Here is a 20,068-nt window from a genome sequence, read left to right as displayed (position 1 = left end):
TTTAAAATTATTGTTTTACAACGTTTGCAGCTTGAGGGCCACGTGCGCCTTCTTCAATATCAAAAGTCACTTCTTGACCTTCTTCTAAAGTTTTGAATCCTTCACTTTGAATTGCTGAGAAATGAACGAATACGTCATCTCCATCTTCACGTTCAATAAATCCAAAACCTTTTTCTGCATTAAACCATTTTACTTTACCTTCTGCCATGGGCTAATTCCTCCTATTCATGCAATGCATGTTCTTTATTGATATTCTTGCATAGTATGAATTGGAGTTAAACCTCTAACAATCAATCTAATACAAAAACACATTATTATTGTAGCATACTGTCAAATAATTGCAAGTTAAAGCTATTCATCAAATACGTTTGTCTTTTCACGTAAACTTAAATATTTGTCATGTCCGATAATTAAATGATCTAATAACTCAATCCCCATCAGTTCACCGCATTGAATTAACCGCTCGGTAAAATAAAGGTCTGCCTGGCTTGGCATAATATCTCCGGATGGATGATTATGGGCCACAATCATCCGTGCTGTTGGATACTTACATGCTTCTTTAAAAATTTCCCGTGGATGTGCTACGGAACTATTGACGGTTCCAATAAAAATAGTTTTTTTACGAATAATATGATTTTTAGAATTTAGAAAAACAACACTTAAATGTTCTTGGTGCAAATCACCCATCTCACTAATAAACCACTTCCCAGCATCTTGCGTTGATAAAATATGCCCTAACTTAGGTAGTTCTGCGCGGTGAATTCGACCACCTAACTCGATTGCGGCTTTTAATTCCACCGCTTTTACAGGTCCTATCCCAGACACTTCTTGCAACTCTTCGAGACTGGCATTTTTAAGGCCATATAGATGCTCGAAATGATGTAATAATTTCATTGCTAAATGAAATACATTCTTTTGTCGCGTCCCAGTTCGAAGTAAGATTGCAAGCAATTCATGATCAGCTAGGGCTTTCTCCCCATAAGCTAATAACCTTTCACGCGGTTGTGAATTGATGGCAACTTCTTGAATATAATTTTGTTTAAACATATTTTCCCCTCCTGCATAATAAATACACTGGAGGGGAGATAAATACTTATTTTAATTTAAAGTTTCTAAAATAAATTTTCGGACCGCTGAGATAAAGTACAATGAACCTGTAATCAACAACAACGAGTCCTGTTTATTTTCAGTAAAAAATTGTTGAATTAATTGTCGCCAATCCGCCACTAAGTGAAATTGTTCACGTGGCAAGTGATGTGATTTAATAAGCGCATCGAATTGTTCAAGCGACATCGCTTCGAAGTGATCAAACGTCGTTAAATCAACTTCTTCGCTTGAAAATTGTCGTAATATTTCCAGTTGTGCTTCTTGATTTTTTCGTTCAAGTCCCGCATAAAGAACGTGGATATGTTTATCTGAAAAGTTCTCCTCAATCAACTGTTTAACTGCTTCTAAGCCTTGTACATTATGGGCTCCGTCAATATAGATTAATGGCATTTGATGCACGCGTTCCATCCGACCAATCCAATGGGTTTGACTCAACGCTTGTCGTGCGGCATCCCAATTGATAGCACGTTGATGCTGTTGCATCCACTCATAGAACGCGGTTAACGCTACTGCACTATTATCTACTTGATAAGCGCCAAGCATCGAAATTTTCCAATCTCTCCAAGCTTGTCCTCCAAATTGATAAGTGTATTCAGCACCTTCGCCAGGGTTAACTTGGATATCTATTGCATCAAAGTCTTCGTGATAGACACGTAATGTCGCATCTTGCTCGTTAGAAAATTGCTTTATCACACTGAGCGCTTCAGATGGGACATCTCCAACTACCGCAATGGCTCCTGGTTTGATAATACCCGCTTTTTGGTAAGCGACTTCTTCAAAGGTATTACCTAAACGATCTGCATGATCAATACCCACAGTCGTAATAACTGCAACTTCACCATCCATAATATTGGTCGAATCATGTAAGCCACCAATCCCTACTTCGACGACGACAATATCTGGCTGGACCTGTTGAAAATATAGAGCCATCATCACGGTATAGTTTTCAAAAAACACTAGTCGTCCGTATTCAGTAGTCGATAAATATTCATTCACATCATACATCTTTTCAATAATCGCCAATAAATCTTCGTCTGAGATAGGTTGTCCGTTCACCGCAATCCGTTCGTTGATTCGTTCGATATGTGGTGAAGTAAACGTCCCTACTGTAAGTCCTTGACTCATCAGTAAGTCTCTTAAATAACTCGTAACAGAACCCTTACCATTGGTTCCAGTTACATGAATAATTGGAAAAGTTTCGTGTGGATTATTAAAAAAATCCATCGCGACTTTTATTTTTTCGTTGAATCGTTTGGATTCGTTATTATGCTGTGACTCTAACCATTTTAATCCTGCTTCTAACGTCTCAAATTTCATACTTTACTCCTACTGCTTGTTTTTATAACATCGCTTGTAATTTTTGAATTTGTTGAACCACGCCCGCTAACTGAGTCTCATAGTTTTCAAGTTTTTCTCTTTCTTGATTCACTAACTTTTCTGGCGCATTTTGAACAAATTTTTCATTGTTCAGCTTACCTTGTGCTCGCTTCACTTCTTGCTTTAATTTTTGTTGTTCTTTTGTTAATCGCTTAATTTCATCCTCTAAAACAACTAATCCCTTCAGGGGCATATAAATTTGAGCAAAAGCGAGACTTTGAGTAACGACCTCTTCAGGCGTTTCTACTTCAAGGGCAATTTGTAGATCATTTGGATTACAGAATCGGCGAATATACTCTTCATTGGATGTTAAAATTGCTAGACTCTCTTCATTTTTAACTTGTATCATCATATCAACCGGTTTACTCAATGGGGTATTCATTTCATTACGAATTTGACGAACAGCAATAATGACATCCATCAATTGTCCCATCGCTTTTTCACTCGTTTGATCGATAAATTCTGATTGAACTACCGGGTAATCTGCGACCACAATTGAACGATCATCACCCGCTAGATGCCCCCAAATTTCTTCAGTTACAAATGGCATAATCGGATGTAGTAGGCGTAAAAATTGGTCTAACACATAAATTAAAATACTTTGTGTCGTTGTTTTGTCAGATGTCTCACTTTGTAAGACTTCCTTAGTCATCTCAATATACCAATCACAATAGTCATCCCAAATAAAGTGGAATAATAATCGACCCGCTTCACCAAATTCAAATTTTTCAAATAGTCGCGTAACAGATTCAATGGTTGACTGAAGTCGCGATAAAATCCAACGGTCAGCTAATGTTTTCTCACCCGAAAGATCAATTTCATCGAATGTTTTTCCGTCGACGTTCATCAATACGTAGCGGCTCGCATTCCATATTTTATTGATAAAATTCCAAGCAGAGGACAATTTTTCAGGCATATAACGCACGTCTTGCCCTGGAGCGGAACCATTGGCTAAGAACCAGCGCAATGCATCAACGCCATATTCTTCGATGACGTCCATTGGGTCAATTCCATTACCTAACGATTTACTCATCTTACGGCCTTCGCTATCACGAATTAATCCGTGAAGCAGAACATTTTTGAAAGGTGCTTTATCTGTAAATTCCAGCGATTGGAAAATCATTCGGCTAACCCAGAAGAAAATAATGTCATAACCCGTCACTAACGTGTTCGTTGGGAAATAACGTTGATAGTCAGCTGCTGATTCATCTGGCCAGCCCATCGTTGAAAATGGCCATAGTGCACTAGAGAACCAAGTATCCAATACATCCGGATCTTGAGTGTACTCTTCAATATTAGTAGGAGGTTCCTCACCAACGTAGATTTCACCAGTTTCATTATGATACCATGCCGGAATTTGATGTCCCCACCATAATTGACGTGATATTACCCAATCGTGTACATTTTCCATCCATTGGCGGAAAGTATCTTCAAAACGTGGTGGATAAAAATCGACTCGATCGTCTGTCATTTGATTTTCGAGAGCTTGTTTTGCTAATGGCTCCATCTTAACAAACCATTGCGTTGATAAATATGGCTCCACCACTGCGCCAGATCGTTCAGAATGGCCAACACTATGGACCATCTCTTCAATCTTAATAAGGTACCCTTGCTCTTTAAGATCTGCTACCACTCGTTTTCTAGCTTCAAAGCGATCAAGATTTGCATAAGGACCTCCGGCTTCATTAATCACTCCCGCTGTATCCATAATATTGATGCGCGGTAAGTCATGACGATTTCCAACTTCAAAGTCATTCGGATCATGAGCTGGTGTAATTTTAACAACACCTGTTCCAAATTCCATGTCGACATAAGTATCCGCCACGATAGGAATTTCACGATTGACGAGTGGTAATAAAACTTTCTTACCAATCAAATGTTGATAGCGTTCATCATCTGGATGAACCGCAATCGCAGTGTCTCCGAGCATCGTTTCTGGACGCGTCGTTGCGATTTCAACGCGTTCATCTGAGTCAACAATAGGATATTCAATATGATAAAAAGCCCCTTGAATATCTTTATAAATTACTTCAATATCCGATAATGCTGTTTGAGCTTCAGGATCCCAGTTAATAATATATTCCCCACGATAAATAAGTCCCTTGCGATATAATTCAACAAATACCTTATTAACTGCTTTATTTAAGCCCTCATCTAAAGTAAATCGTTCACGGCTATAATCTACTGAAATCCCCATTTTTGCCCATTGTTCGCGGATTGTTGCAGCATATTCATTTTTCCATTCCCAAACTTTATCGAGGAATTTTTCACGACCTAAATCATATCGGCTAATTCCTTGTTCGCGTAAACGTGCCTCAACACGCGCTTGGGTCGCAATCCCAGCGTGGTCCATCCCTGGGAGATAAAGTGTGTCGTACCCTTGCATACGCTTTTGGCGGATAATCATATCTTGCAACGTCACATCCCATGCGTGACCTAAGTGCAACTTACCTGTCACGTTCGGCGGTGGAATAACAATCGAATACGGAGCGGCTTTAACATCTCCTGACGGTTTAAACACGTCTTGGTCAACCCATTTTTGATATCTACCTTTTTCTACATCATGCTGATTATATTTACTGGCCATTTCAACCATTGTATCGCCTTCCTTTCTCAATAAAAAAACGTCCTACATAACATAGGACGCTGTGAATCGTGGTACCACCTAATTTAATGACATCTGTCATTCTCAATGTTGATAACGGAAATCTATCCGTAATGCACTCAATTATTCGTACACTATTGCTCCGAGCTACCTTCGTCAACGTAAAGACTTTCACCATCCGTCTTCTCTCTAATATTTGTTAACTACTCTTCTCTTCTTCGCTTCAATTATATACGCCTAGTTTAGCAGATGTCACCCTAATAAACAAGTAAGTTTTGAGAGGGTGTCATTATAAGAACTGATCGTATTGCTCTATTTGTCTCGCTTGATAATGCTCATCAATAACTTCAATCGTTAAATTATTAATCGCATCTTCAACGAGCACTTCAATCGGCAATCGTGATTCCAGTTCTTCAATCTTCTCAATTCTCGGCTTAGTATGTGGAGATGCTGGAGCAAAAACTGTACAACAATCTTCAAAAGGCTCATTTGAAATATCATGCGTCCCGATATTTTGGGCAATATCGATAATGTCATTTTTATCATAAGCAATTAAAGGCCTTAAAATCGGTGTGTGTGTCACTTCATTAATCACTCGCATACTTTGAATCGTTTGAGAGGCTACTTGTCCGAGGGATTCCCCATTCACAATCGCATCAGCTTTTCGTAACACAATTAAGCGATCCATAATTCGTAACATCATTCGCCGCATGACCGTCATCGACGCTTGATCATGAACATGAGCTTTAATTGACTCTTGAATCTTAGCAAAGGGGATATTAATAAATTGAATCGGCATCCCGTAATGTGCTAAAGCACCCGCTAACCGTTTTGCTTTGTCTAATGCCTGAGGACTCGTATAAGGAGGGCTACTAAAGTGAACAGCTTCAATCTCGAGACCGCGCTTCATCATTAGATACCCTGCCACTGGTGAATCAAACCCACCTGATAACATCAGTAGACCACGCCCGCTGGAACCGTATGGCATTCCTTGCAATCCTAGATAAGTCACTAAGCTTAAATAAGCATGGTTCCCTTGATCAATTTGAACGGCTAAGCGATAAGTCGGTTGGCGCATTTCAACTTTGAGTTGTGGAAAAATTTCTCCGATGACATGCCCAACTTCACGCTGTATATCATAAGTATCGTAAACAAAATTTTTATCCGAACGTTTTGCTACAACTTTAAAGGAATCTCCTGGTTCAATAGATAATTCGTTAAATAATTCTACTGCACGTGATTGAATCGCTCCCAGATTTTTTTCGACTTGATAAACCGGTTCAAATCGAGCAATTCCAGGAATTGTTTTAATAATTTCAATGATTGATTCATAAGGTGTTGTTTCCCACTCTAAATACATAAAATCAAAATTAGCTATGATTTTAATTTTTTCGAGTGATTTGGTCTTATAGCGAATTTGTTCGGCTAATTTCTGCTGAAACATTCGACGATTTTTCCCTTTAGTTGACAATTCCCCATAATGAATTTTAAGTCGTTTGGTTGTCATTCTATGACTCCTTCCTGAGCTGTAATTGTTGACTGACTTTCGCAATCGCTTGAATAAGTGAATCCACCTCTTGTGGTGAAGTGTGTTGTGATAGACTAATACGAATAGCCGATTGACTGATTACATCGTTTACACCCATGGCTCTGAGCGTAGCGTGAGGTTGATGTTTACGACTTGAGCAAGCGCTCGTAGTAGAAAGGTAAATTTCGTTTTCTTCAAAAGCATGCACTAAAACTTCACCAGGAATTGGTGGCAATGCTGCACAAATAATATGTTCACTACTATGCGTTGGATTAAATAGTTGCCAGCCATACTGAGATAATTGGTGTATAATTTGGTCTTTAAATTGTACCAACGTAGCCTTTGCCACTGCTTGTCTTTCAGCAGTGAGGCGAAGAGCTTTGGCAGTTGCGACAATGCTGGCTAGGTTTTCTGTACTACTTCGCATCCCCATCTCTTGACCTCCCCCGTCCAAGAAAGGTAGGAGATTTACCCGTTGTCGACAAGCTAAAATTCCGGTGCCTCGCCCACTATGGAACTTATGCCCTGATAAAGTTAACATATCAATTCTTGGGTGAAGGATTGAATCTAATTGGGTCGTCAAACATTGGACCGCATCCACATGCCAAATCACTTGCGGATACGGCTCTAGCAACTTCGCAATTCGATCAAAATCTAGTAGGCTGCCTACTTCATTATTGACGCCCATCGTTGATAACATTCCAATCGGTTTATCGGTTAACAACTTTTCTAACGTTTCATAATCACAAGCACCGCTAGAATCAATCGGTAAGTATTCAATCGAGTGGCCCGATGATTGCAAATATTGGACGGATTCACGAATCGATGGGTGCTCATAAGACGTTGTAATTAGAGTTGCTTTTTTTGCACCACTTATATAGGATGGCGCAATCGCTTTAATGACCCAATTATTTACTTCCGTTCCACTTGAAGCAAAGTAAATTTCATCGCTACGATACGATAGTATTTCAGCAACTTGCTTGCGAGCTTGTTCTAATAATTGACGAGCCCTTTGCCCTAGTTCATGCGCACTCGATGGATTGGCGAAAAACTGGGTAGCTACTTGCTGATACGTTCCCATCACTTCAGGTAGTGGCTGAGTCGTGGCACTATGGTCAAAATAATTCACGATGATCCCCTCTTTTCAATAAAAAATTGAACAAAACAGGTGTCTTGTTCAATTTAAAATATTTAATATCAAATTGTCCGAAAAAATGTGCTTTAATTTAATAAATTCGATGTTGTTTTTCTTGTTGATACATACGACGAACTTGAGTTGGTCCTTCTCGATCAACACGATAAAGTGCTTTTTCAATTACATTTAAAGCTTCACCGTAGCGGAATTGCTCATAAAATAGAAACTCTGCTTCACGAATCGCTTGTTCCATTTCTGGAATATCATAACGGAATCGATTACTATGTTGAATCATATATTCCGTGAGTGTTGCATTATCAATGTATTCTTCCGCCATCTCTTCTAATGTCGCCATATTTTCGGCCAAATCTTGTTCTAATGCTTCTACTTCATTCATATCGACTTGGACCCGATTAAGTTCTTTAGACATATACTCGATTTGATCAGTCACTAAGTAGAACTTATCGTAAAATGATTGCGACAATCCAGGTAGATGTTGTTTTTCCAAACGTCGCTTCATATTTCGTAAATCAAGTTCAAATAAATCTAAATTGCTCTTTGCATCTTTTTCGCGTTGACTCAACGAAGCAAGACTTTGGATAATTCCTTGTTGTTGTGTGAGATATTCATCGATTCTCTTTTCAATACGCTTAAGCCGTTGTAATACCTTGGTATAAATCGCTTCATGTTCTTTAACTTCTTGGCTTAATTGAGCAAATTCTTCCTGATCACGTTGGATGTTTTCGGTAATATTCGCAATCCGGTCTTCTTGATTATCATGCAAAACATAACTTTGCGCAATCCGATCTACTTCAATAGTCGTATAGCGATTATCATCTTTAATTTGTGCTAATGATTGAGTTAATTGATGCATTAATCCCTGTACAGCCTCTTTAGCATCAATTTCTGCTTGTAAGAAATCGTACATGGCGTTAATATCGCGTTCAGATTTATCCATCAGTGTCTGTGCTTCAGCTAAGTCGGCATTCTTAATATGCGTTTTTGCTTCATTCAAACGTTCTTGAATCTCATCTACACGTTCTAAGACATGGACATCATCAAATTTGAACTTGCTCTCTTCCATGCGCTTATAGCCTTGGGCAATATCTTCTAGATTCTCCTCATACTCACTGGTGATCTTCGAATACATCTTAGGTAATTTTTCTAAAATTTCCTCTAACGTAGATAAATCTGAATCAGTTTTGCCAAGCATATCTTGCGCCTCAAGATAATCTCCTTCACTCATTAATTCATTGTAACGAGTAAAGTTCAACTCTAAATACTGTAAATTCTTTTCTAATGTCTCGATCGCTGGACCGTAGTCAAAAGAATGGTTCATAATATTTTTGCGGGATGTATTGTATCGTTCAAGTAAGCTTTCATAGCGAACTTGATTTGATTCCGTCACATCAATTAACTTCGTCAATTCATCATGCAACTCATTGACTTCAATTTCCGTCGATTCGAGTAAATCGGCTGCTTCATTCATTGCATTTTTGGCTTTAATTAATTTCATTTGATCAATGTACTGTTCAGCAATAATAATCGTAGATTCTATCTCAGTAAATTGATAATTGGTTAAAGTTTGCCATGTCGCTACTAAACTTTCATATTTCCGTTTAGTCTGACCGGATAACTCCATATTTTTTAAGGTAAATAATTGATCCGCTATTGAAACTGTCATCATCTCATCTTTTCGATTCTCTAACTCACGAACTTCTTTTGTTCGTTGAGTTTTCATGAAAAAGACAATTCCTGATATGACCAAGAAGATAACAACAATCGCAAATAGGATATCTGTGAAAGTCACACTCATTGTCTACGTCCCTTCTAACACTCGTACATAATGATTATATAATTCCTTTTAAAGTATACCATTGACCATCGCTAAATAAAAGTATTTCTCATTAATTAAACGTATTTTACCCTGGTTGAGCCTATACATACCGTATTTTTTGATAATTTTTGACACACAGCGTTTTTCATTCGAATTAACTCAGAAAAAAACCACTTAGAAATCTTGAAACCAACATTTCTAAGTGGTGCGTTTTTGTAATTAACCTAATTTGTTGTAGTATTCAACAACGAATGATTCGTCGATTTCAGCGTTTAATTCGCTACGTTCAGGTAAACGAGTCATTTTACCAGATTTAGAATTTTCATCAAACTCGATAAATTCTAAACGAGTTACTGTGTTTTCTAAGTTATCTTTAATCAATGCTAAGCTTTCTGAACGCTCACGTAGACCAATCACTTGACCTGGTTCTACTAAGTAAGATGGAATATCAACACGTGATCCATCAACTTGAATATGACCGTGGTTAACTAATTGACGTGCTTGGCGACGTGTGTTCGCAAATCCTAAACGATAAACTAAGTTATCTAAGCGTGTTTCAAGTAAGATAAGGAAGTTTTCACCATGTTTCCCTTCCATCTTACCTGCACGGTCGTATAACTTACGGAATTGACGTTCGTTAATACCATACATAAAGCGAAGTTTTTGCTTCTCTTGAAGTTGTAATGCGTATTCTGATAATTTTTTACGTTGGTTACCATGCTGTCCTGGTGGGTAGTTGCGTTTTGCAATTTCCTTTCCAGTTTCTGTTAAAGAAATACCAAGACGACGTGATTTTTTCCATGCTGGTCCTGTATAACGTGCCATATTTAAATTCCTCCATTAATTTCATTTTGGAGTAAAATAATTCGATGAAAATCCGAATAAGTACATTCTTCTTATAAGCTTTCACATTTAGCAGCCGCAGTTACTCACTCTCCGTATGGATTCCGAATGAAAGCCTTACTCTATCTTCAATGCTGCATTATTTTACACAATCGCTATTGTATCAGATATATTCAAGTCTTGCAACTTTATTTCTTATTTTGTTAAAGTTCCTATTTGTTCCACTAAATACATAACTAGCGTAGCAGAAGATTGACTCGCAACCTCCAGAAATTCATCAAAGCTGAGATGCGCTTGTCCATCTGCTTGATCTGAAATTGCCCGAATAATAATAAATGGAATATCAAATCGATAGCACGCTTGCGCAATGGCAGTGGATTCCATTTCACAGGCTCGAGCAAAAGGCAGTTTCTCAAGAATTGCTTGACGTTCCTCGGCACCAGCCACAAATTGATCGCCAGAGACGATCATTCCAACATAAGGCTCGATTCCAATATGATGACTCGCTTCTTTCGCTAAGGATTGTAGCTGAGAATCCGGATAATACGCTTCAGGCATCCCAGCCATTTGTCCATATTTATAGCCGAAACTCGTGACATCCACATCATGATATACGAGTGAATGAGCGATGACGACATCACCTATACTTAAAGCTGAATCAAGTGCTCCGGCACTTCCAGTATTAATAATATAATCGACTTCAAAGAGCATCTTGAGTAGCGGAACGACGATGGCTGCATTAACTTTCCCAATCCCGGATTGAACCACTACCACCTCCTGTTCTCCCAATTGTCCTGTATAAAATTGATGCTCGTAATGTTCAATCAATTGACGGTTTTGTAACTGCTCCTTTAATATTGCAACTTCTTGGGCCATTGCCCCAATAATTCCAATCATCTCTATAAGTAACTCCTCTCGTTAAATTAAAAATGCTATTACTAATACTAAAATTAGAAGTACCGCTGTAACGACAATGCTATTGTTTAAAAAGTAATCAATCTTCGCACTATAGTGAAGTCGTTGCTCCGGAAGCTCCTCTTCAAAGTCTTCTTGCAATGGGATTTCCCCCCGTTCTGATTGGGGCTTTGAATCCATTGAGTATGGCATTTCATCTAACGGCGGTTCTGATGCATTCGATTGGTAATCCAAATAATCTTGGTACAGTGAATCTGATTTTTTTTGATTCAATGGCATTATATCCCTCCTAATAGCCATAGTTTAAGAATTAGATGTGTCTTCATATCTGAAATAAGTCTCTCATCCAACATAGATTGAATAGTTGAGCGAGAATATTTTTTAACCGTAATAAACTCATCCTCGTCCCCTGCTATCGGATGTGGAACTCCTTTAACATCTCTAGCAATATAGAATTCCATCGCCTCATTACAAAATCCCGGTGAGCAATCTAACTTGCCATAATACTCCCAACAATCGGATTGCATCCCAGTCTCTTCTTCGAGCTCGCGTTTAGCCGCTATCAATGGATCTTCAGCTGCCAACTGATGAATATCAATCAACCCTGCAGGTAATTCGAGTAATACTTGATCTACTGCTGGACGATACTGTGAGACTAAAATAATTTCATCGGTGTCGGTAATAGGAAGAATTACTACCGCGTTCTGATGGTTAACCAATTCACGCGCCACCACAACTTGCGGATGAATTTCAACTTGATTACGATATAGCTGAATAATTTGCCCGTCATAAATCAGTTCACTCGCACGTAAACGGTCACTTTTCATAAACTCTGCTTCTAACATACTCTCTCACATCCACTCTTATTTTTTAGAATATCAGCCTTGAGTCCGATAACCAGCACCCAAAGCTATGCTACAATTATTATACAATAACTAAGATTATCTACCTACTCGAATAGGAGGAATTTCGATATGGATACAATTATTCTAATGCTAGCGTTAGCATGCTTCATTTACCAAGGATATTACTATGTCCGACTTAACGCCACTTACCCATTAAGTCTATTTGTTCTACAACACTATGGCGCCTACATTATTATAGCATTGATGTTTACTTTTCTAACGGGTCTTTCAGCAGCTCATATTACTGTTTGGTTTACTGGCTTTATCTTTTTAGACTTACTTGCCCATGTTTACCGAAAATATTTTAAAAAAAGCAACGTAAGATTGCGACATCTAATCTACGGAGGGATGGTAGGTGTCGTGACGCTAGCCACGCTATTAGCGATTGAGAATACCCCCTACATGGGCACTGGCCACCTTATGAGTTTAATAATAACCTACGGTACCATCGCTATCCCAACACTATTGATTTTGTGGCTCAACCAAAAAGGTTCAATCGACTTTAATCGTCTGTTTAAACATAACACAGCTAGTTCCTTTAAGAAAAATTCGACATTAACCAAACATTATCACGATGCTGGATTAAGCGATGAAGATATTCAGTATTTCCGACAAGAAATGTCTGTCCTACGAGATTTAATCATTCAATTAGAAGATGAGATGAATCAAGCAGCTAAATTAAAAGCAGTCAATGTACGTCATAATACGATTGATGTCGCGCAAAAATTCTTTCAAGCAATTGTTAAAGACCCAACGCGCATTGTCAATGCTAGTAATACAATTTACCGAACCATTCCATCATTAGCCGATTTAGCTGCAAAATACAACGAGATCAATCATCATATTGCTAAGACTAAGCAGACTTATTTACTACTTGAACGCACCGTTCAAACAATTGAAGAATTATCCGAACAATTGACCGAAGAATATCTAGCTTTCCATCAAGAAATGATTAATGATCTTGATGATGAGATTAAGTTTGCTGAAAAAAATATTCATCGCTCTCAACATGATTTCAATGACACATCGAACTTATAAAATATTTAGGAGGGGTTCTTATGACACAACCTACATCTAATTCACCTCAAACCATTGAAGATTTAATCCAAAATCCTTTTCTCGATCCAACCCACGAATCATCTCAAAAATTTGATGATTTAGGAGTCATTTCAAATAAAGTCATCACAAACCATCAGTTGATTCAACAACTGCCTGAACATCGACAACAACAGGCACGAGAATTAGCGAAACAAATTAATGAAGAAGATATGCAATCCATTATTACTTATGGTGCCAATGCTCAAAGTCAACTGAAAGATTTTTCAAATGCGATGCTAGAGCACATTCAAGTAAAAGATGTAACCGGGATTGGTGATGCAATTGTCGATTTAATGACTCAATTGCAGCAAAACGACCCAAAAGAGTTAAGTGCTCGTCCAAATTTACTGCAAAAGGTATTCGGTAAAGTGAAAACGTCAATCTCTGAGACGACATTGCGGTATCAACAAATTAGTACCCAAATTGATCGCGTGGCGATTCGATTAGAGCGCGATCAAAATGAGCTCCTTAATGATAATGTGATGCTTGAGTCCTTTTATGAGAAAAATCGGGATTATTTTGAAGCACTCAATGTTTACATTGCTGCGAGTGAAGTAAAAATGCAAGAACTCCAAGAAAAAACAATCCCAGCTGCTTTGGAAAAAGCGCAAGCAAGTCAAGACGCGATGGATATTCAAAAAGTCAATGATCTCAATCAATTTCTTGAACGATTGGATAAACGGACCCATGATTTGCGCTTAACACGACAACTGACAATCCAACAGGCCCCACAAATTCGGATGATTCAAAATACAAATCAGCTCCTAGCTGAAAAGATACAAGCTTCTATTATGACGGCTATCCCACTGTGGGAGAACCAAATAACAATTGCATTAGCCATCTTGAGACAGCAAAATGCTGCAGTATCACAACAAATGGTGTCAGATACTACGAACAATCTTTTGCTTAAAAATTCAGAGATGTTAAAACAAAGTACCATTGATGTTGCTCGCGAAGCAGAGCGCGGCGTGATTGATATTGAAACTTTACGACAAACACAGAACAATCTTTTGTCTGCCCTCTCTGAAACATTACAAATCCAGCAAACGGGTCGCCAACAGCGAATCCAAGCTGAAACTGAATTGATTGAAATGGAAAATGATCTGCGTAATCAACTGCTATCGATTACTCAAAATAAACAAGCAAACCATTAAATATAATCTCCTTTGCGATTCGCGCAGGGGAGATTTTTTCTCCTTTACATACTTGTTTGAATTAAATATACTGAAAGAGTATAGATTATACAATTTTTTGCAAAGGAGAATGATATGAAAGAAAAAGAGAAAAAAAGCTTTGTCCAGCGTGGTTTAGACTTTATCGAACGCGTGGGGAATAAGTTGCCACACCCTGTCTTTATTTTTATTATTTTAGCACTGATTACCATAGTGGTATCAGAAATTATTTATCGCCTCGGCGTGACAGTGAGTTTCTACGATGCGAAAGAAGAAGCTGAACGAACGGTTGCTGCGATTTCATTAATGAATGCGGAAGGATTACGGCACATTTTTAACACAGCCGTTAAAAACTTTACCAATTTCGCACCTTTAGGTACCGTGATTGTCGCGATGCTAGGGGTAGGAATTGCTGAATGGGGCGGATTAATTGCGACTGCATTAAAGAAATTAATTACGCGTGTTCCACACTCATTACTAACGACGGTGATTGTTTTTGCAGGTATTATTTCCAACATCGCTAGCGATGCTGGATATGTCGTGGTCATTCCTTTAGGTGCTTTAGTTTTTGCTAGTGCCAAGCGTCATCCAATTGCAGGATTGGCAGCAGCATTTGCCGGTGTATCTGGTGGTTTCTCAGCCAACTTAATTTTTGGTCCAACGGATGCCATGCTAAGTGGTATTACCAATGCAGCTTTAGCGGGAACAACGTCAGGGTATACGGTTGATGTGAGTGGAAACTGGTACTTCTTAATTGTATCCACCTTCATTTTAACCATAGCCGGTACGCTTGTGACCGAATGGGTGGTAGAACCTTTCCTTGGAACTTATGAGGGAGATTATTCTGAGCATGAACAAGAAGATATCACTCCATTAGAGAACGAAGCTTTAGCGAAAGCGGGTAAAGCTTTATTAGTGACTTTAGTAGTTTTTGCTATTTTGATGAACCCATGGTTTGGGCCTTTACAAGAAATTGATCCTGAAACACAACAAAAAACGATTCAACCATTTATGAATAATGGATTAATTTTAATGGTATTCTTCCTCTTTGGTATACCAGGCTATGTTTATGGTAAAACAGTTGGAAAATACCAATCAACAAATGATATTGTTGAAGGCTTAACACAAGCTGTAAAATCATTAGCTGGATTTATTGTTTTAGCGTTCTTTGCTTCTCAACTCATCGCCTACTTTAACTACACCAACTTAGGCGTTTTACTTGCCAGTTCAGGAGCAGACTTACTCGAACGTGCTAACTTTACAGGTATTCCACTTGTCTTAGTCTTTATTATTTTATCAGCCTTTATTAACTTATTTATTGGTTCTGCTTCCGCGAAATGGGCTATTTTAGCTCCGATTTTTGTACCAATGTTTATGGCTGTCGGTCTATCACCTGAAATGACTCAAATGGCCTACCGTGTAGCGGACTCAGCAACGAATATTATTTCACCGTTAATGACATATTTTGCAATGGTTCTTGTCTTTATGCAACGCTATGATAAGAAGAGCGGGATGGGTACACTGATTTCAGTGATGTTACCCTACTCAATGGCATTCTTAATTATTTGGAGTATTCTATTAATCATTTGGTTTGCTCTAAACCTTCCATTAGGACCTGGAGCACCCGTATCGATGCAAGCGATTATCTCTATTTTGTTATAATCCATATTGATTCTTATCAAAATAATCAACGCCAGTCACATTAAAATGACTGGCGTTTTTATTGAATATTTTATTGGAAAAACTCTGGCGTTTCTTCTTTAACGATATCGTAGCAGCGTTGACAGAATTCAGGTGCTGCTTCAATTGTTCCTACTTCAGGACGTACCGCACGGCAGCGATCGCAAATATGGCCTTTCGCAGGTTCAACTTTCACTGCAAAATCATCAAAATCAACTGCGGATGTATCACGTTCACTGAATGGCTGAATATCCAATTCTGACACAATCAATAATTGATCTAAGTGCTCACTATACTGTGCTAATGCTTGGGCTAGATCTGTATCACAATACAAGGTAACTTTCGCTTCAAAACCTTTTTTAACTGGTGCATGCTCATCGTCTTTCGCTAATTCTTTCGCTTTATCGACACCTTCTTTAACTTTGAAGAATGTTTCCCATTGATCAACAAGCTCTTGATCTGCATCAACATTAACAAAATGTGGCATCTCTTGAAGTTGAATATAATTCTCTGCTCCTGGAATAAATTGCCAAATTTCTTCCATGGTATGCAGTAAAATCGGTGTTAGCATGCGAGTTAAACCAGATAATATTTCATAAAAGACGGTTTGAATACTGCGACGCTTACGATTATTCATTTGTTCAATATAGACAATATCTTTCGCAATATCGGAATAGAAAGCCGATAGATCGACTGTCACGAAATTAATTAATCGTTTATAAACTCGGTTAAATTCATAATGCGTATAGGCTTCATGCATGTCGTGAACCAATAGGCGATATTGACTCATCATATAGCGATCGACCGGTTCCATCTCCTCTTCTTGAACACAATCAACCGCTGGGTCAAAATCAGCTTCAATATTCGATAAGATAAAGCGGAAAGTGTTACGAATTTTACGATAAGCCTCAGCAACTTGATTTAATATGTCACGCGAAATTCGTACATCATTTTCATAGTCAACACTTGAAACCCAAAGACGGATAATATCCGCTCCAAGATCTTGCGTAATTTCTTCTGGCGTAATCACATTACCGATCGACTTACTCATTTTTTGTCCTTTACCATCCATCACAAAGCCTTGAGATAAGACCGCCTTGTAAGGAGGCATATCGCGCGTTGCAACGGAAGTCGTAAAGCTTGAGTTAAACCAACCACGATATTGGTCAGACCCTTCAAGATATAGGTCCGCTGGATAGCTTAATTCTTCGCGCGTCTCTAACACACCCGACCAAGAACTACCAGAATCGAACCACACATCCATAATATCTAATTCTTTAGTAAATTGGCCGTTCGGGCTTGATGGATGTTGGTAGCCTTCTGGTAATAAATCCTTTGGTTCCCATTCGAACCAAATATTTGTGCCATGCTCTTCAACGAGGTCCGCCACATGATCAATCACTTGTCGATCAATAATTGGCTCGCCATCTTCACCATAGAAAATTGGTAGTGGCACACCCCAAACGCGTTGTCTTGAAATAACCCAGTCCCCACGATCACGAATCATATTATAAATACGGCGAAGACCTGATGGGTGATACCACGTTACCTCATTTTCAACTGCATCGAGTAACTGATCACGGAATTTATCAATTGAAGCAAACCATTGTGGTGTCGCACGGAAAATAACCGGTTGCTTCGTACGCCAATCATGTGGGTAGCTATGTTCAATTTCACTTAAATAAAGTAAAGTGCCATTTTCTTCAATGATTTTTAAGACTTCTTTTTGGCCTTTTAAGTAGAACATTCCTTCAAAACCTGGTGCTTCATCGGTAAAATGGCCACGATTATCAACTGGACTTAATACTTCCAAGCCATAACGTTGTCCAATAATAAAGTCGTCTTCCCCATGCCCTGGTGCGGTATGAACTAAGCCAGTCCCAGATTCTAAGGTAACATGATCTCCAACCATAACTAATGAATCCCGGTCGTAGAATGGATGTTTTACTTTAAGGCGATCAAATTCTGCTCCTTGGTACTCTTTGACAACTTGGTAATTTTCCCAACCAATTTCATTTGCAATGGTTTCTAATAAATCTTTAGCAACAATAAATATTCTCGTGCCTACTTCAACTGCGACATAGGTTGCTTCACCCAAAACAGAGATTCCTAAGTTAGCAGGTAATGTCCATGGTGTCGTCGTCCAAATAACAAATTCTGCATGATCAGGTACAACACCAGAACCAGATCGAACTGGAAATGCAACGTAGATTGATGGAGACTTCACATCTTTATACTCAATTTCAGCTTCTGCGAGCGAAGATTCACTCGATGGCGACCAATAAATCGGCTTTAATCCCTTATAAATATACCCACGCTCTGCCATCTTACCGAAAACACGTAGTTGTTGCGCTTCATACTCTGGCGTAAGCGTTAAATAAGGATGGTCCCAATCTCCTGTGACTCCGAGACGTTTAAAGTCTGCTTTTTGATTTTCAACTTGTTTTAAAGCATAGGCTTCACATAGTTTTCTAAATTCTGCCGTCGATAAGCTTTTACGATCTACTTTATCAGAATTAACTAGCGCTTGTTCGATTGGCAATCCATGTGTATCCCAACCTGGCACGTACGGTGCACGATGACCATTCATCGAATAATAGCGCACAATAAAATCTTTAGAAATTTTATTTAACGCGTGCCCCATATGTAACTGGCCATTCGCATATGGAGGACCATCATGAAGAATAAAGGTAGGTTTCCCTTCATTTTTTTGTTGGATTTTTTGATAGATTGATTCTTTTTCCCATTCTTCTTGCAAAGCGACTTCTTTTTGCGGTAAATTAGCTCGCATATCAAATTTTGTTTGACCTAAATGTAATGTGTCTTTTACTTTCATACTCTTCTCCTTTAAATCATCCTGAAAAATAAAAAAACGCCCCGAAAAATCGGGACGCAGTCGGCGTGGTACCACCCAAAATTAATAGAATTAACCATTCTATTCACTCATCTTTGATAACGCTCGTTAGAGCGACTTCACTTAGAAGTGTTTAAATAAAGGTGATATGACCCCTACGAGTAACTATTGAGCTCGCACCCATCTCAATTCGCTTGGAGTATCCTAGGAGGCACTGGTCCTTCATCATCATAATTTATATTATTTAATTTTTGGGATTGATTTGAATTGTTTCGCCGAGTAAATCCTCATCGTCGTGTTCTTGTGAATATTCTTCTTGCAATTTCGTAGCCACTTCCTGCGCTGGATCTACTGCTACATCTTCAAAATTATAAAGTTCAGTTTGCTGATCTTCTTTAATTTGTTCAGCAATTTCATTGATTTGGTTGAACCCTTCAGGGTCTTGTTGTTCCAAATAATCAACACGATCGATTGCACGTTGATTTGCTTCTTTCAGATGCTCATCGTCATAAGTGGTGTCTAATTCTTCATCAAATAGACGGTGGTATTCTGAGCTTGTTACTTCTGCTAATTGTTCACGGATGATTTGTTCTAACTTAGCTCGATAGCTTTTACTTGAGCGGCGTAATACATCTGATTCTTTGACAATATCTTTTGCCGTAGTCGAAGCGCGATCAATAATTAAATCTGCTTCACGCTCTGCTTCAAAAAGAATTAATTCTGCTTCTTTACGTGCATTTTGTTTTAATCTTTCAGCAGCTTCTTGAGCTACTAAAATAGAACTATTTAATGATTCTTGTAATTGAGCGAAGTAAGCATTTTTCTCATGCGCTTGTGCTAATTGTTCCTTTAATCGCTCACTCTCTACTATCAGTTGATCGTAATCTGCCACAATCATATCTAAGAAATCATTAACTTGATTCGCATCATATCCTCTAAAACGTGAATCAAATTCTTTAGTTAAGATTTCATTCGGTGTAATCGCCATACTATCTCCCTTTCTATTCAAACT

The 20,068-nt window shown here is 38.5% G+C and carries 16 protein-coding genes and 1 other annotated feature; of the genes, 3 read left to right on the top strand and 13 right to left on the bottom strand.

Features of this window, described 5'->3' with window-relative positions; translation table 11 throughout:
- Positions 1-7 precede the first annotated feature (7 nt).
- The 11 genes from HMPREF9707_RS02200 to HMPREF9707_RS02150 form a co-directional block, all read right to left on the bottom strand.
- Complete coding sequence (locus HMPREF9707_RS02200; RefSeq protein WP_006701084.1) at positions 8-208, bottom strand: cold-shock protein; 201 nt, start codon at positions 206-208, stop codon at positions 8-10.
- Between the two features lie 143 nt (positions 209-351).
- On the bottom strand, positions 352-1,047 hold the full coding sequence (radC, locus tag HMPREF9707_RS02195; protein ID WP_006701083.1) for a RadC family protein: 696 nt from the start codon (positions 1,045-1,047) through the stop codon (positions 352-354).
- Between the two features lie 51 nt (positions 1,048-1,098).
- The gene (locus HMPREF9707_RS02190) at positions 1,099-2,424 is read right to left on the bottom strand and encodes a bifunctional folylpolyglutamate synthase/dihydrofolate synthase (RefSeq protein ID WP_006701082.1); all 1,326 of its coding nucleotides are present in this window, start codon (positions 2,422-2,424) and stop codon (positions 1,099-1,101) included.
- A gap of 22 nt (positions 2,425-2,446) precedes the next feature.
- The gene (locus HMPREF9707_RS02185; RefSeq protein ID WP_006701081.1) at positions 2,447-5,080 is read right to left on the bottom strand and encodes a valine--tRNA ligase; all 2,634 of its coding nucleotides are present in this window, start codon (positions 5,078-5,080) and stop codon (positions 2,447-2,449) included.
- Positions 5,081-5,120: 40 nt separating this feature from the next.
- Positions 5,121-5,317: a binding site (T-box leader), on the bottom strand.
- Between the two features lie 61 nt (positions 5,318-5,378).
- Positions 5,379-6,596, bottom strand: coding sequence for a tRNA uracil 4-sulfurtransferase ThiI (gene thiI, locus HMPREF9707_RS02180; RefSeq protein WP_006701080.1), 1,218 nt, complete (start codon positions 6,594-6,596; stop codon positions 5,379-5,381).
- A 1-nt stretch (position 6,597) separates the two neighbouring features.
- Positions 6,598-7,746 carry a cysteine desulfurase family protein gene (locus HMPREF9707_RS02175; RefSeq protein ID WP_006701079.1) on the bottom strand — a complete coding sequence of 383 codons (1,149 nt, stop codon included), beginning with the start codon at positions 7,744-7,746 and terminating at the stop codon, positions 6,598-6,600.
- A gap of 97 nt (positions 7,747-7,843) precedes the next feature.
- Entirely contained in the window at positions 7,844-9,568 is a 1,725-nt protein-coding gene (locus tag HMPREF9707_RS02170) for a septation ring formation regulator EzrA (RefSeq protein WP_006701078.1), read from the bottom strand.
- Between the two features lie 240 nt (positions 9,569-9,808).
- On the bottom strand, positions 9,809-10,414 hold the full coding sequence (gene rpsD, locus HMPREF9707_RS02165; RefSeq protein WP_006701077.1) for a 30S ribosomal protein S4: 606 nt from the start codon (positions 10,412-10,414) through the stop codon (positions 9,809-9,811).
- A gap of 213 nt (positions 10,415-10,627) precedes the next feature.
- Positions 10,628-11,329 (bottom strand): 5'-methylthioadenosine/adenosylhomocysteine nucleosidase, encoded by a 702-nt coding sequence (locus tag HMPREF9707_RS02160; RefSeq protein WP_006701076.1) that lies wholly within the window; start codon positions 11,327-11,329, stop codon positions 10,628-10,630.
- 21 nt (positions 11,330-11,350) lie between these two features.
- Positions 11,351-11,626, bottom strand: coding sequence for a hypothetical protein (locus HMPREF9707_RS02155; RefSeq protein WP_006701075.1), 276 nt, complete (start codon positions 11,624-11,626; stop codon positions 11,351-11,353).
- Positions 11,626-12,192, bottom strand: coding sequence for an NUDIX hydrolase (locus HMPREF9707_RS02150; RefSeq protein ID WP_006701074.1), 567 nt, complete (start codon positions 12,190-12,192; stop codon positions 11,626-11,628). The genes HMPREF9707_RS02155 and HMPREF9707_RS02150 overlap by 1 nt, the downstream gene beginning before the upstream one ends.
- A 129-nt stretch (positions 12,193-12,321) precedes the next feature.
- Between HMPREF9707_RS02150 and HMPREF9707_RS08435 the strand changes: the two genes are divergently transcribed.
- The 3 genes from HMPREF9707_RS08435 (at position 12,322) to HMPREF9707_RS02135 (ending at position 16,184) form a co-directional block, all read left to right on the top strand.
- Positions 12,322-13,290 (top strand): 5-bromo-4-chloroindolyl phosphate hydrolysis family protein, encoded by a 969-nt coding sequence (locus HMPREF9707_RS08435; RefSeq protein WP_006701073.1) that lies wholly within the window; start codon positions 12,322-12,324, stop codon positions 13,288-13,290.
- A 20-nt stretch (positions 13,291-13,310) separates the two neighbouring features.
- Positions 13,311-14,504 (top strand): toxic anion resistance protein, encoded by a 1,194-nt coding sequence (locus HMPREF9707_RS02140; RefSeq protein WP_006701072.1) that lies wholly within the window; start codon positions 13,311-13,313, stop codon positions 14,502-14,504.
- Between the two features lie 114 nt (positions 14,505-14,618).
- The gene (locus HMPREF9707_RS02135; RefSeq protein WP_006701071.1) at positions 14,619-16,184 is read left to right on the top strand and encodes an AbgT family transporter; all 1,566 of its coding nucleotides are present in this window, start codon (positions 14,619-14,621) and stop codon (positions 16,182-16,184) included.
- 70 nt (positions 16,185-16,254) lie between these two features.
- Here the strand turns inward: HMPREF9707_RS02135 and ileS are convergent, their stop codons facing one another.
- Positions 16,255-19,038 carry an isoleucine--tRNA ligase gene (gene ileS, locus HMPREF9707_RS02130; RefSeq protein ID WP_006701070.1) on the bottom strand — a complete coding sequence of 928 codons (2,784 nt, stop codon included), beginning with the start codon at positions 19,036-19,038 and terminating at the stop codon, positions 16,255-16,257.
- A gap of 262 nt (positions 19,039-19,300) precedes the next feature.
- On the bottom strand, positions 19,301-20,065 hold the full coding sequence (locus HMPREF9707_RS02125; RefSeq protein WP_232217653.1) for a DivIVA domain-containing protein: 765 nt from the start codon (positions 20,063-20,065) through the stop codon (positions 19,301-19,303).
- Between the last annotated feature and the right edge of the window lie 3 nt (positions 20,066-20,068).

Source organism: Falseniella ignava CCUG 37419 (assembly GCF_000301055.1).
GTDB classification, from domain to species: domain Bacteria; phylum Bacillota; class Bacilli; order Lactobacillales; family Aerococcaceae; genus Falseniella; species Falseniella ignava.
Note: the sequence above shows the minus strand (reverse complement) of the source record. Positions and strands in the feature narration are given on the sequence as shown.